The 13,839-nt window shown below is 72.3% G+C and carries 10 protein-coding genes and 1 pseudogene; 4 read left to right on the plus strand and 7 right to left on the minus strand.

Annotated features, from left to right (window positions below; all coding sequences use genetic code 11):
* Window positions 1-5: 5 nt before the first annotated feature.
* The 7 genes and pseudogenes from V1633_RS18200 to V1633_RS18230 form a co-directional block, all read right to left on the minus strand.
* Window positions 6-782 carry an ABC transporter permease gene (locus tag V1633_RS18200; RefSeq protein ID WP_331215531.1) on the minus strand — a complete coding sequence of 259 codons (777 nt, stop codon included), beginning with the start codon at window positions 780-782 and terminating at the stop codon, window positions 6-8.
* Window positions 783-936: 154 nt separating this feature from the next.
* Window positions 937-1,944 carry an ABC transporter substrate-binding protein gene (locus tag V1633_RS18205; RefSeq protein ID WP_331215532.1) on the minus strand — a complete coding sequence of 336 codons (1,008 nt, stop codon included), beginning with the start codon at window positions 1,942-1,944 and terminating at the stop codon, window positions 937-939.
* A 277-nt stretch (window positions 1,945-2,221) separates the two neighbouring features.
* Window positions 2,222-3,310, minus strand: a complete 1,089-nt coding sequence (locus V1633_RS18210; RefSeq protein ID WP_331215533.1) for a uroporphyrinogen-III synthase — start codon at window positions 3,308-3,310, stop codon at window positions 2,222-2,224.
* Between the two features lie 137 nt (window positions 3,311-3,447).
* Window positions 3,448-3,798, minus strand: a pseudogene (gene nirD / locus V1633_RS18215) (nitrite reductase small subunit NirD); the annotation flags it as partial.
* Window positions 3,795-6,362 (minus strand): nitrite reductase large subunit NirB, encoded by a 2,568-nt coding sequence (gene nirB, locus V1633_RS18220; protein WP_331215534.1) that lies wholly within the window; start codon window positions 6,360-6,362, stop codon window positions 3,795-3,797. The pseudogene nirD and the gene nirB, both read right to left, overlap by 4 nt.
* Entirely contained in the window at window positions 6,362-7,828 is a 1,467-nt protein-coding gene (locus V1633_RS18225; protein ID WP_331215535.1) for an FAD-dependent oxidoreductase, read from the minus strand. Before V1633_RS18225 ends, nirB begins: the two co-directional genes overlap by 1 nt.
* A 144-nt stretch (window positions 7,829-7,972) precedes the next feature.
* A complete protein-coding gene (locus tag V1633_RS18230) occupies window positions 7,973-10,105 on the minus strand; it encodes a molybdopterin oxidoreductase family protein (protein ID WP_331215536.1) in 2,133 nt (710 codons plus the stop codon).
* A 205-nt stretch (window positions 10,106-10,310) separates the two neighbouring features.
* Here V1633_RS18230 and V1633_RS18235 point away from each other — a divergent pair, with 205 nt between their 5' ends.
* The 4 genes from V1633_RS18235 to rpsI all read left to right on the plus strand — a co-directional run bounded on the left by V1633_RS18235 (window position 10,311) and on the right by rpsI (window position 13,786).
* Window positions 10,311-11,012, plus strand: coding sequence for a class I SAM-dependent methyltransferase (locus V1633_RS18235; protein WP_331215537.1), 702 nt, complete (start codon window positions 10,311-10,313; stop codon window positions 11,010-11,012).
* 150 nt (window positions 11,013-11,162) lie between these two features.
* Entirely contained in the window at window positions 11,163-12,599 is a 1,437-nt protein-coding gene (locus V1633_RS18240) for a nitrate/nitrite transporter (RefSeq protein WP_331215538.1), read from the plus strand.
* A 270-nt stretch (window positions 12,600-12,869) separates the two neighbouring features.
* Window positions 12,870-13,313 (plus strand): 50S ribosomal protein L13, encoded by a 444-nt coding sequence (rplM, locus tag V1633_RS18245; protein WP_331215539.1) that lies wholly within the window; start codon window positions 12,870-12,872, stop codon window positions 13,311-13,313.
* Window positions 13,314-13,333: 20 nt separating this feature from the next.
* On the plus strand, window positions 13,334-13,786 hold the full coding sequence (gene rpsI, locus V1633_RS18250) for a 30S ribosomal protein S9 (protein WP_331215540.1): 453 nt from the start codon (window positions 13,334-13,336) through the stop codon (window positions 13,784-13,786).
* The last annotated feature ends 53 nt before the right edge of the window (window positions 13,787-13,839 follow it).

Consider the following 13,839-nt stretch of genomic DNA (forward strand, 5'->3'; position numbering starts at 1 on the left):
CGGGGCTAGGAGGTGATCTGCCGGGCCCACGGTACGGCGAGCCGCTCGGCGGCGGCCACCAGGTAGAACAGGCCGATCCCGAAGACCGCCAGGATGCTGATCGCGGCGAACGCCAGCGGGGTGTTCGCGGACTGCTGGGTGGTGAGGATGACCGAGCCGAGGCCGGCGTTCGGACTCTGGATCTCGGCCACCACCGCCCCGATCAGGGCCAGGGTCATCCCCACCTTCAGGCCGACGAACACCTGGGGCAGGGCCCACGGCAACCGGACCTTGCGGTAGGTCTGTGCACGGGACGCGTCCAGCGACCGGGTCAGTTCGGTCAGTTCGGTCGGGGTCGAGGTCAGCCCGGACATGGTCGAGACCATGATCGGGAAGAACGCGACGAGCACGATCAGGGTGATCCGGGGCTTCGCGCCGTAGCCCATCCAGAGGATGAGCAGTGGGACGAGGGAGACCTTGGGGATCGCGTTGAACGCCACGATGATCGGCATGGCGGCCTGTTCCAGCAGCCGGGAACTGGTCAGCAGCATGCCGGCGAGCAGGCCGCCGACCGCGGCGATGCCGAATCCGGCGAGCGTCGCCCAGAGCGTCGACCAGGCCTCCTCGGCGAGGTAGCCGCCCTCCAGGACGAAGGCGTCGACGACGTCCGGCGGCGCCGGCAGGAAGAGCGGATCGATGTCGAGGACGATGGTCGACAGCCACCAGAGTCCGATCGCGGTCGCCACCCCGGCGACCGGCAGCCCGATCCGGGCGACCGGGGGCAGTGCCGACCGGCCGCTCATCGCGGCTGTCGGACCGGTGGTGGTGGCCAGGGCCGCCCGGTCGGCAGGAGGGCCGAACCACCGTACTCTCCCGGGCCTCCGTACTCACCCGGGTCGGGGCCGGGGCGGTCGGCATTCCGCCCACCCGTCGCCCCCGGAGTCTGCACGCTGTCGGTCAGGTCTTCGGCACGATGTTGAAGTCGATCACCTTGTCCGGGGTGAGTCCGGGCGGTACCAGCCCGGCGCCCTGCAGGACGGTGATGGCCCGGGCGGCCCGCTGTTCGTCGATGGCGCCGAACACCCCACCCGGGGCGGAGGTGACGTACGGGGCCATCAGCCGGATCTCCGCGGCGGCACCCTGCTCGTTGACGGCCGGGTTGCTGGCCTTCATGATCTTCGCCGCCTCGTCGGGGTGTTCGATCGTGTACCGCAGGCCCTTCATCGAGGCCTCCTGGAACCGTCGCACGAGGTCCGGGTTGTCCCGGGCGTACCCGACGGTGGTGGTGAGCCCGGTGCCGAGCAGTTCGGGCAGGTGGTCGGCGACCGGCATGACGACCATCTTCTTCCTGGTCACCGTCTCGACCGTGTTCCGGGTGATCACGAAGGTGCTGAGTACGTCGACCTGGCCGCTGGCGAGCAGGCCCACCAGGTTCTGTGGGGTCGCCTCGGCGAACTCCAGCTTGTTGGCGTCGAAGCCGGCGAGCCTGCCGTACGCCGGCAGCAGGCTGCTGGTGATCGAACCGGCGGCCACGCCGACCTTCCTACCCTCCAGGTCCTTCGGCGTGGTGACGCCGGATCCCTCGGGAGCGAAGATGGCGACCAGTGTGCTCTGGTGTACGGCGGCGATGACCCGCATGTCGGTGATCCGGCGACCGCCGGTCTGGATCATCAGCTGTGTCACGTCGCTGTAGGTGAACTGGGCCTTGCCGGAGAGCAGCACCTGGTTGTTCGTCGCCGGGGCGCCCAACTGCACCTCGACGTCGAGCCCGGCGTCCCGGTAGAAGCCCTTCTCCTTCGCCACCCACGCGAACGCGTCGTGACCACCGGTGCCGAAACCCGTCAGGTAGGTCACCCGGTCGGGCTGTCCGCCGGGGTCCGGGTCGTCGGAGCCGGAACAGCCGACGGTGGCGAGCAGGGCCGTGGCCACCACCGCGCTGGCCAGCGCACGGATACGGCTGGTCATTCGAACCTCCTCGGCGGGAAGCCAGTCGGCACGAAGCACGTGGCGGTGGTGCGGCGGGGTGGCGCCACGCGTCGGAGCCACCGCTGCCAGGGGTGCGACGCGTGCCTCCGGGGGACTCGGGGCACGGTCCGGGTCGCAACCGAGAGACAACCGCCGATGCGTCGCGCACCCACCCTGTCAACCGGCCGTCCGCCAGTCAAGGCCCGGATCCGGGCGGCTCGGTCGACCGGTAACCGGTAGCCGCGCGTGACCACGGTCTGCACCAGACCGGGCGGGTTCAGTCGACCGGTAGCCGGTAGCCGCGCTTGACCACGGTCTGCACCAGACCGGGTGTACGCAGACCAGCCCGCAACCGGGCCACGGCCATCTCCACGGCGTGCTCGTCGGCACCCCGGGGCAGGGTGCGCAGCAGGGCGGCCCGGGACATCACCCGGCCGGGGGTGCTGGCCAGCGCCCGCAGCACCGCCATCGGCGCGGGTGCCAGCGGGCGCAGTTCGCCGTCCAGGATGGCCGCGTGTCCGCGCAGGGTCAGCAGGTGCCCGGCGACCTTGACGCTGACCGCCCGGGGCGGCAGTTCGTCCACCATGGTGCGGACCAGCGCGCCGAGCCGGGCCCGGGTGGGTGCGACCACCGGTACGCCGTGCCGGCGCAGCGGGGCCGCGGTGACCGGCCCGACACAGGCGGCCAGTACGTCGGTGCGCAGCGCGTCCAGCACCGCGTCGGTGCTCGGCCCGGCGGCCCGGAGCAGCGCGGTGACCGCCGGCGCGGAGGTGAAGGTGACCGCGTCGACGAGCCGTCCGGCGATCAGGTCGATCAGCCGGTGCAGCGGTGCCGGGTCGGTCGGTGGCGCCCACCGGTAGACCGGCACCTCGATCACCGTCGCGCCGGCCTCCTCCAGGGCGGCGGTGCATTCCGGTTGTCGTTCGCCGTGCAGTTGCATGGCGATGAGCTGGCCGCGTACCCCGCGTTGCTGGAGGTGGGCGATCACCTCGTCGCAGCTCTCCGAGGCGGGTGACCATTCGTCGTGCAGGCCGGCGGCCCGGATCGCGCCCCGCGCCTTCGGCCCCCGGCTGACGATGTAGGCGTGCGAGAGGACCGAGCGCAGCGGTTCGGCGAGCCCCCAGCCCTCGGCCGCCTCCAGCCAGCCGCGCATTCCGATACCGGTGTTGGCCATCAGGATGTCCGGCGGGTTGTCCAGACAGGCCCGGGTCGCGGCCCGCAGTTCGGTGTCGTCGGCCAGCGGCACGATGCGCAGGGCCGGGGCGAGCACCACCCGGGCGCCGCGCCGTTCCAGCATCGCGGTGAGTTCGTCGCGGCGCCGGTCCGCGGTCACCCCGATGGTGAACCCGGAGAGTTCGTCGGCCATCAGTGCGCTCCGGGGCGATCGCCCGACCGGTTGCCGCCCGCCGTGCCGGCGGCCACCGGTGACCCGGCGTCGTCACGACCGGCGTCCGAGGTCCGGGCCGGGTCCGGTGACCGGTGCGGGTGGTTCGCCGGGGCCGGTCGGGTGGCCACCTCGACCAGGCCGTCCCGGCAGCGCACCGGATAGCTCGGCACGCGGACGCCGGGCACGTCGAGGCACTCGCCGGTCCGCAGGTCGTAGACCTGCTTGTGCAGCGGGGAGGCGACGGTGGGGGCGTCGCCGCGGCTACCGACGATGCCCCGGGCCATCACGTACGCGCCGGCGATCGGGTCCCGTTGGCCGATGGCGAAGAGTCGGTCGTCGTAGGTCCGGAAGACGGCGACCTGTTCGCCGTCGACCAGCGCGGCCACCCCGCGTTCCGGCTCAAGCCGGGGGTACGGGCAGATCGTCGTCCACCGGCGGTCGTCGTTGATCGTGGTGTCCGGAGTCAATTCGGTACCCCCATGCTCGTCGGGAGGCCGAGCGCCACCGGTCGGCGTTCTCCCAGGGCCGGAACGGGCTGTCCCCGTTCCACCTCGAACGTGATGGACGGATCCGGTACGTCCGGCGCGTTGACGAAGGACGTGAACCGGCGCAGCCGGTCCGGATCGGCAAGGGTCTCCCGCCACTCGTCCGCGTACGACTCGACGTGCCGGGCCATCGCGGCGTCGAGGTCGGCGCAGAGCCCGATCGAGTCGTCGACGATGACCGCCCGCAGGTGGTCCAGGCCGCCGTCCATCGCCTCGATCCAGGCGGCGGTCCGCTGCAGCCGGTCGGCGGTGCGGATGTAGAACATCAGGAACCGGTCGATGTGGCGGACCAGGTCCTCGGTGGAGAGGTCGGTGGCGAAGAGTTCGGCGTGCCGGGGCCGGAAGCCGCCGTTGCCGCCGAGGTAGAGGTTCCAGCCGTTGTCGGTGGCGATCACCCCGAAGTCCTTGCTCCGGGCCTCGGCACACTCCCGGGCGCAGCCGGAGACCGCAGATTTGATCTTGTGGGGTGCGCGCAGTCCCCGGTAGCGCAGTTCCAGCGCGATGGCGAGCCCGACCGAGTCCTGCACCCCGTACCGGCACCAGGTGGAGCCGACGCAGGACTTGACCGTACGCAGCGCCTTGCCGTACGCGTGGCCGGACTCGAAACCGGCGTCGACCAGCCGCTTCCAGATCTTCGGCAGCTGCTCGACCCGGGCGCCGAACAGGTCGATCCGCTGCCCGCCCGTGATCTTGGTGTAGAGCTGGAAGTCCCGGGCCACCTCGCCGATCACGATCAGCTTGTCCGGGGTGATCTCCCCGCCCGGTATCCGGGGCACCACCGAGTACGTCCCGTCCCGCTGGATGTTCGCCAGGAAGTGGTCGTTGGTGTCCTGCAGCGTCGCCTGCTCGCCGTCGAGTACGTACCCGTTGCCGAGCGAGGCCAGGATCGACGCCACCGCGGGTTTGCAGATGTCGCAGCCCCGGCCGCGGCCGTGTTCGGCGACGAGCTGGGAGAAGGTCGTGATGCCCCGGACCCGGACGATGTCGAACAACTCCTGGCGGCTGTGCTCGAAGTGCTCGCAGAGCGCCTTGCTGAGCCGCACCCCGGAGACCGCCAGCAACTGCTTCAGCATCGGTACGCAGGAACCGCAGCTGGTCCCGGCGCGGGTGCACTCCTTCAGCGCCGGTACGTCCGCACAGCCCTCGGCGATCGCCCCGACGAGCTGGTCCTTGGTCACCCCGTTGCAGGAACAGACCTGCGCGGTGCCGGGCAGCGCGCCGATCCCGGCCCCGGTGCCGGTGCCGTCCCCGGCCGGGGCGAGCAGGGCGAGCGGGGCACCGGGCAGCGGACCGCCGACACTGGCCCGCAGCGTCGGGTACGCCGTGACGTCCCCGACCATCACCCCGCCGAGCAGGGTCTTCGCGTCGTCGGAGAGGACCAGTTTGGCGTACACCCGGGTGGCCGGGTCGACGAACGTGACGTCCAGGCAGCCCGGCGTCCGCCCGTGCGCGTCGCCGAAGGCGGCCACGTCCACCCCGAGCAGCTTCAACTTCGTCGAGGTGTCGGCGCCGGGGAAGCTCGCCGTACCGCCGACGAGCTGGTCGGCCACCACCTCGGCCATCGCGTAGCCGGGTGCGACCAGGCCGTAGCAGACCCCCTCGACGGCGGCACACTCACCGACCGCCCAGATCCGCTCGTCGCTGCTGCGGCAGGCGCTGTCGACGCGTACCCCGCCGCGCTCGCCGAGGTCCAACCCGGCGGCCCGGGCCAGTTCGTCCCGGGGACGGATCCCGGCCGCGACCACGACCAGGTCGGCCGGCAGCCAACCGCCGTCGGAGAGGGTCAGCCCGGCCAGCCCGCCGTCCGGGCGGGACCGGATCGCGGTGGTGGCCACCCCGAGGTGCGGGACGACGCCGAGTTCCTCGACGTAGCGGCGCAGCATCGCACCACCGGCCTCGTCGACCTGCACCGGCATCAGCCGGGGGGCGAACTCCACCACGTGGGTGCCGAGCCCGAGCAGGCGCAGGGCGTTCGCCGCCTCCAGACCGAGCAGGCCGCCGCCGATCACCACCCCGGTCCGCCGGCCCTTGGCGAAGTCACGGATCGCGGAGAGGTCGTCCAGGGTGCGGTAGACGAAGACGCCGGCGCGCAGCGCCGGGGTCGGGCCGAGCGCGTCCGGTCCCGCGTCGACGTACGCGCCGTCGATCGGCGGCACGAACGGGTACGACCCGGTCGCCAGCACCACCGCGTCGTACGGGTACTCGCCGGCTCCGGTCCGGACCACCCGACGTTCCCGGTCGATGGCCGTGACCGGCTCGCCCAGCCGCAGGTCGACCCCGTCGTCGGGTCGGTGCAGGCTGAGTTCCTCGGCGCTGACCCCGTCGAAGAAGGCCGACAACCGGACCCGGTCGTACGCCGGCCGGCCCTCCTCGCCGAGCACGGTGACCTGCCAACGGCCGGCGGTGTCCCGGGAGCGCAACGCCTCGACGAAACGCTGCCCCACCATGCCGTTGCCGATGACAACAAGTCGTCTGGAGGTTCCCATCAGGCTGCCACCTCTTCCGCCGCGTCCGGTGTGTCTACTGTGGAGAGCCAGCCGAGGATGCCCTCGACGGCGTCCCGGCAGCTGCCGCAGCCCGTGGTCGCCCGGGTGGCGGCGACCAGTTCGTCCATGCTCCGGGCTCCGGCGCGCCAGGAGCGCACCAGCGCGCCCTTGCGCACGGTGTTGCACTGACAGACCGTCGCCGCGTCCGGCATCAGCGCCGGCGACTCGACGGCGGTCGGGGCCGCCGCGTCGCGGCTGCGGCCCAGCAGCAGGGTCCGGCGGTCCAGCGGCACCGGCGTACCCCGGTCGAAGAGCTGGATCACGGTGCCGACCGCCGGGTTGTCGCCGAGCATGATCGCGCCGGTCAGCCGCTCGCCGACGATCCGCAACCGGGCGTACGTCCCCCGGCTCGGGTCGGAGAAACTGAGTTCCTCCACGTCGGAGCCGCCGCCGAAGCCGGGATCACCCATCGCGGCGAGGTCGATGCCGGCCGCCTTCAGCCGGGTCACCGGGGGACGCGGCCGGTAGCGCTCGCCGGGGGCGTCCCCGGTCAGCACCCGGGACAGCACCCGGGCCTGTTCCCAGGCCGGGGCGACCAGGCCGCCCACCATCCCGTCGTGTTCGGCGCAGTCGCCGATCGCCGAGATGTCCGGGTCGCTGGTCCGCAGCCGGTCGTCGACCACCACGCCCCGCTGCACGGTCAGCCCGGCGGCCTGGGCCAGCGCCACGTCGGGACGTACCCCGCAGGAGAGGACCAGCAGATCGGTGCTGATCTCGCGGCCGTCCGAGAGGGTGAGCACCACCTCGTCGGCACGGACGTCGACCGCGGCCGCCGCCACCTCCAGGTGGGTGGTGACACCGAGCCCGGCCAGGGTCCGGGCCAGCACCGCCCCGGCGGCCGGATCGAGCTGCCGTTCCATCAGGTGGCCGACCGGATGCACCACCTGCACGTCGAGCCCACGGGTGGCCAGGCCACGGGCCGCCTCCAGGCCGAGCAGCCCGCCGCCGAGCACCACCGCCCGGCGGGCCTCGGTGGCGACGGCGAGGATCCGGCGGCAGTCGTCGAGGGTGCGGAAGACCGCGACCCGGTCCGGCAGCGGCTCCGAACCCAGGCCCCGCAGCGGCGGGATCAGTGCCCGGCCGCCGGTGGCGAGCACCAGGTGGTCGTAGCCGAGCACGTCGCCCCGGTCGGTCCGGACCGTCCGGGTCACCCGGTCGATCGAGGTCACCTCGACCCCCGGTCGTACGTCGATCCCGTGCCCGGCCGCCTCGGCCAGTTCCACACCTGCTTCGTCGACCTTGCCGGCCAGCAGGCTGGACAGCATGATCCGGTTGTAGGCCCGGTGCGGCTCTGCACCGAGCACGGTGACCTTCACGTCCGGTGACCGGGCCGGTAGCTCGGCCGCCAGCCGGGCGCCGGCCATGCCGTGTCCGACGATGACGATCCGGTTGCCTGAGTTGCCCACGGTGCTCGCCTCTCGCTCGTTCCCGTCTGCCCGCATCTGGTCCACGCCCGCCCGACCCCCGTGCACGCCGCGCCAACCCCCGCTCACGGCCGTCGACCCCGGCTCACGCCCACTCGTAGCCCGTCCACATCCGCTCGGCCCCGTTCACGCCTTCTCGACCCGGACCGCGCAGACCTTGAACTCCGGCATCCGGGAGACCGGGTCGAGAGCGTCGCTGGTCACCGAGTTGATCCGGGCCGTACCCGCCCAGTGGAACGGGGCGAAGACGGTGTCCGGGCGGATCGTCGGGGTCAGCCGGGCCGGGGCCCGCATCTCGCCGCGCCGGCTGGTCACCCGTACCTCGTCGCCGTCCTCGACGCCGAGCCGGGCCGCCAGGTCGGGGTGCAGTTCCACGAAGGCGTTCGGCGCGGCCGTGCGCAGCGGCCCGATCCGCCGGGTCTGCGCCCCGGACTGGTACTGCGCGAGCACCCGGCCGGTGGTGAGGTAGACCGGATAGTCCGGGCAGACCTCCTCGGCGACCGCCCGGTGCTCCACCGGCACGAACCGGGCCCGGCCGTCCGGGGTGGCGAACCGGTCGGTGAACATCCGTGGGGTGCCCGGCCGGTCCGGGTCGGGGCAGGGCCAGAAGACCCCCTGTTCGGCGTCGATCCGGTCCCAGCTGATCCCCGAGTAGTCGGCGGTACCGCCCGCCGAGGCCCGACGCAGCTCGGTGAAGACCTCCCGAGGGTCGGTCGGGAACACCGGCCCGGCGCCGACCGTCGACACCGGGTCGAGCCGGTCGGCCAGCTCGGCGAGGATCGCCAGGTCGGTCCGGACCCCCGGCGGCGGCGGACGCAGCGCCCGGCGGCGCAGCACCCGGCCCTCCAGGTTGGTCATGGTGCCGTCCTCCTCCGCCCACTGCGCGGTGGGCAGCACCACGTCGGCGAGGTCGGCGGTCTCGGAACGGACGAAGTCGGCGACGACCAGCAGGTCGAGGGCGCGCAGCCGGTCGGTGACCCGGGCCGCCCGGGGCGCCGACACCACCGGGTTGGAGCCGAAGACCAGCAGCGCCTTCGGGCCGTCGGCGGTGCCGAGCGCGTTGAGCAGCTCGTACGCCGACACACCCGGTCCGGGCAGGGCCTCCGGTGCCACCCCCCAGACCCCGGCGACGTGTTCCCGGGCAGCCGGGTCGTCGATCCGGCGGTAGCCGGGGAGCTGGTCGGCCTTCTGCCCGTGCTCGCGCCCACCCTGGCCGTTGCCCTGGCCGGTCAGACAGCCGTACCCGGAACCGGGCCGGCCGGGCAGCCCAAGCGCCAGGGCCAGGTTGATGAACGCGCTCACCGTGTCGACACCCTTGGCGTGCTGTTCGGCGCCGCGCGCGGTCAGGATGACCGCCCGTTCGGCGGTGCCGAGCGCCCGGGCCGCCGCCTCCAGGTCGGCCACCGGCACCCCGGAGAGCTGTTCGACCCGGGCCGGCCAGTAGCCGGCCGCGACCCGGCGGACCTGGTCGAAACCGCTGGTCCGGGCGGCGATGTAGTCCTTGTCGAGCAGGCCCTCGGCCAGGGCGATGTGCAGCAGCGCGTTGCCGACCGCGAGGTCGGTACCGGGGGTGGGCTGCAGGTGCAGGGTGGCCTGCCGGGCGGTCGCGGTGACCCGGGGGTCGACCACGATCAGGGTGCCGCCCCGCTGCCGCTGCTCGATCAGGTAGCGGACCAGCGGCGGCATGGTCTCGGCGACGTTGGCGCCGACCAGCAGCAGAGTGTCGGCGGTACCGAGGTCGGCCAACGGAAAGGGCAGCCCTCGGTCGACGCCGAAGGCGCGCATCCCGGCCGCCGCCGCCGAGGACATGCAGAACCGGCCGTTGTAGTCGATGTTGCGGGTGCCGAGCGCGACCCGGGCGAACTTGCCGAGCGCGTACGCCTTCTCGTTGGTGAGGCCACCGCCGCCGAAGACCGCCACCGCGTCCCGGCCGTACGACTCCTGCACGGTGCGGACCCCGGTGGTGATCCGGTCCAGCGCCTCGGCCCAGCTCGCCGGCCGCAGTTCGGCGCCGGGACGGTCCCGCAGCAACGGTGTGGTGAGCCGGTCCGGATGGTCGAGGAGCTCGGCCGCGGTCCAGCCCTTCTGGCAGAGCCCGCCGCGGTTGGTGGGGAACTGTCGGGGCAGCACCTCGACCCGGCCGCCGGGCTCGGCGGCGCGCAGTGTCATGCCGCACTGCAGGGCGCAGTAGGGGCAGTGCGTGGCGACGTCCTGGGACACATCACTCGAATGCGTCGCAGCTCGTGCACCGTCTGTCATGTCCGAAGCGTGCCGGCGGCCGGTTTCACTGCCGGGTCCCGTGTGTTTCGGGCCTGTCAAGAGCCGCTCACACAGAGCCGGGGCAGCCGGTCGGCCGGTATCCGGTCCGATCGCCGTGACGGGCGCCGTGGTGCCGGCGGCCCGGGCCCGGATTAGGATCACCCGCGGCAGCTGAGATGGATCTTCCACATGCAGGAGATGTGTGATGGCCGTGGTTCACCTGTTCGACGCGGCGGCCGGCACGTACGACGAGTCCCGGCGTCGACTGCTGCCGTGCTTCGACGACTTCTACGGCACGGCGGTGGAGGTGGCGGCTCCGCCGCTGCGTCGGGCGCTCGCCTCCGGGCGTACGCCGACGGTGCTCGACCTCGGCGCCGGCACCGGACTGCTCAGCCTGCTGCTCGCCGGCGCCGTGCCGGGGATCCGGCCGACCCTGCTCGACGCGGCGCCGGCGATGCTGGCGGTCGCCGAGGGACACCTCCACCGGCGCGGCGTGCCGTACACGACGGTCGTCGCCGACCTGGCCGGGCCGCTGCCCGGTGGGCCGTACGACGCGGTCGTCTCGGCCCTGGCCATCCACCACCTGGACGACACGACCAAGCGCGACCTCTACCGGCGGGTCCGGCAGGTGCTGGTGCCGGGTGGGGTTTTTGTCAACGCCGACCAGGTGGCCGGTCCCACCCCCGACCTCGACCACCGGTACGACGAGGTGTGGCAGGCCCAGATCACCGCGCTCGGCGCCACCGCGGAGGAGATCGCCGGAGCCCGGGAGCGGATGGTGCACGACCGCCCGGCCCCGGTCCCCGACCAGTGCCGCTGGCTGGCCGAGGCCGGTTTCGTCGGCGTCGACTGCTTCTACAAGGCGTGGCGGTTCGCGGTCTTCGGCGGCCGGCGCGAGCTGGACTGACGGCGGCCCGGGTCACCCGGCCCGGTAAGCACGACCCGCCGGGAGCGGAGCCGTCTCACCACCTGACCGGACCGGTCGTGCGCGGACCGTTGCCGGCCCGACCCGGAGCGCGAACGGCCGGGAAACCGGCCGCTCCTACGTTCGGGCGGCATGACCGACACCGCCGCCCGTACGGGCACGATGGCCGCTCCCGGCGGCACCGACAGTACGGCCACCGCCTCGGCGGTGCAGGAAGCCGAGGCCAGCGCCCCGGCCCGCCGACACCAGATCGACGACTGGCGCCCGGAGGATCCCGACTTCTGGCGCACCACCGGGGCGCCGATCGCCCGGCGCAACCTGATCGTCTCGATCACCTCTGAGCACATCGGCTTCTCCGTCTGGAGCCTCTGGTCGGTGATGGTGCTCTTCCTCGGGCCCGAGTACGGCATCGATCCGGCCGGGAAGTTCCTGCTCACCGCCGTACCGACCGCGTTGGGCGCGGCCCTGCGGCTGCCGTACACCCTGGCGGTGGCCCGGTTCGGCGGCCGGAACTGGACCATCGTCAGCGCCGCGCTGCTGCTCCTGCCGGCGGTGCCGATGGCGATCCTGATCGAGCCGGGCGTGTCGTACGGCACGCTGATGCTGCTGGCCTGTCTCGCCGGTGTCGGCGGCGGCAACTTCGCCTCGTCGATGGCGAACATCAACCTCTTCTACCCGCAGCGGCTCAAGGGCTGGGCGCTGGGCCTGAACGCGGGCGGCGGCAACATCGGCGTCGCCGCCGTGCAACTGGTCGGACTGGCGGTGCTGGCCACCGCGGGTGCCGCGTACCCGCGGCTGGTCCCCGCCGTCTACCTTCCGCTGATCGTGATCGCCGCGCTCGCCTCGGCCCGGTACATGGACAACATCACCGGCGTCCGCAACGAGAAGCGCGCGATGCGCGACGCCGCCCGGGATCCGCACACCTGGATCATGTCGGTGCTGTACATCGGTACCTTCGGCTCCTTCATCGGCTTCGGCTTCGCCTTCGGCCAGGTGCTCCAGGTGCAGTTCGCCGAGCAGTTCGCCACCCCGATCGACGCGGCGTATTTGACCTTCCTCGGGCCGCTGGTCGGCTCGCTGATCCGTCCGGTCGGCGGCTGGCTGGCCGACCGGTTCGGCGGGTCCCGGGTCACCCTGTGGAACTTCGCGGCGATGGCCGGCGGCGCCGCCCTGGTGTACTTCGCCTCCGGTGAGCGCTCGCTGCCGCTCTACCTGGTCGGCTTCATCGGGCTGTTCGTCTTCTCCGGGATCGGCAACGGATCGACGTACAAGATGATCCCGGCGATCTTCCGGGCCAAGGCGGCGCAGGCGGTCGAGTCGGGCCGGCTCGACCCGGCGACGGCGCAGCGGCAGGCGTGGCGGCTCTCCGGGGCGCTGATCGGGATCGCCGGCGCGGTCGGCGCCTTCGGCGGCGTCCTGGTCAACATCGCCTTCCGGCAGTCGTTCCTGGCCTACCAGACCGCCGACGCCGCCTACCTCGCCTTCATCGCCTGGTACGCCCTCTGCTTCGTGGTCACCTGGGTGGTCTACCGCCGGCCGGCCCGCAGCCACGCCCTGCCAGGCGTGTAAGGAAGGGCCCCTTGTTATCGTTTTCGGTAGAGAAAGGGGCCCTTCCTGACAGCGCCGGTAGGGGCCGTTTTGACCCCGGCGCGGGCGACCGGGTATCGTTGCCTGCTGTTGTGTGACAAGCAAATTTTCACGTGACAGCCGAAAGCGTGCCGACAAGAGCGGACGTGCCCCGAGCAGGTGGTGCGGACGTACCTCAGGTACGCTTGGTCGTTCGTACGCGCCTGGCGACCGGTGCGTGACCCCAGACCGACGACGAGACAAGGTAGACCTGTGCGTACGTACAGCCCGAAGCCGGGTGAAATTGAGCGTCAGTGGCACGTCATCGACGCCTCTGACGTCGTGCTGGGCCGACTGGCCACCCACGCCGCCACGCTGCTGCGGGGCAAGCACAAGCCGACCTTCGCGCCGCACGTCGACACCGGTGACTTCGTCGTCATCGTCAACGCGGGCAAGGTGGCGCTGACCGGTAACAAGCGGCAGCAGAAGATCGCCTACCGGCACTCGGGCTACCCGGGCGGCCTCAAGCAGGTCCGCTACGAGGAGCTGCTGGCCAAGCGTCCCGACCGGGCCATCGAGTTGGCCGTCAAGGGCATGCTTCCGCACAACAAGCTCGGCCGTAAGCTGATCAAGAAGCTGAAGGTCTACGCCGGTGCCGAGCACCCGCACGCCGCGCAGCAGCCGGTGCCGTTCGAGATCAAGCAGATCGCGCAGTGAGCGCGGGCGAAGGAAACAGCATGACCGACACCATCGCGACCGCCGACGCTCCGGTGCCCGCCCCGGTGGTCCGGGCCCCGCGTGGCGACCGCCCGATTCAGACCGTCGGCCGCCGCAAGGAGGCGATTGTCCGGGTCCGGATCGTCCCCGGCAGTGGCAAGATCACCTGCAACGGGCGTGAGCTGGAGGCGTACTTCCCCAGCAAGGTCCACCAGCAGCTGATCAAGGAGCCGCTGGTCACCGCCGAGAAGGCCGAGGCCTTCGACGTGATCGCCAACCTCCGTGGTGGCGGCATCACCGGCCAGGCCGGCGCGCTGCGGCTCGCCATCGCCCGGGCGCTGATCACGAACGACCCCGACGACCGTCCCGCCCTCAAGAAGGCCGGCTTCCTCACCCGGGACGCCCGGGAGAAGGAAAGCAAGAAGTACGGTCTCAAGAAGGCCCGCAAGGCGCCCCAGTACTCGAAGCGTTGATCACCAGCTTCACACTCTTGTACGTCTGACCGGACGGCCGGTACCGCCCCCCT

This window comes from Plantactinospora sonchi, assembly GCF_036422035.1.
GTDB classification, from domain to species: Bacteria; Actinomycetota; Actinomycetes; order Mycobacteriales; family Micromonosporaceae; genus Plantactinospora; species Plantactinospora sonchi.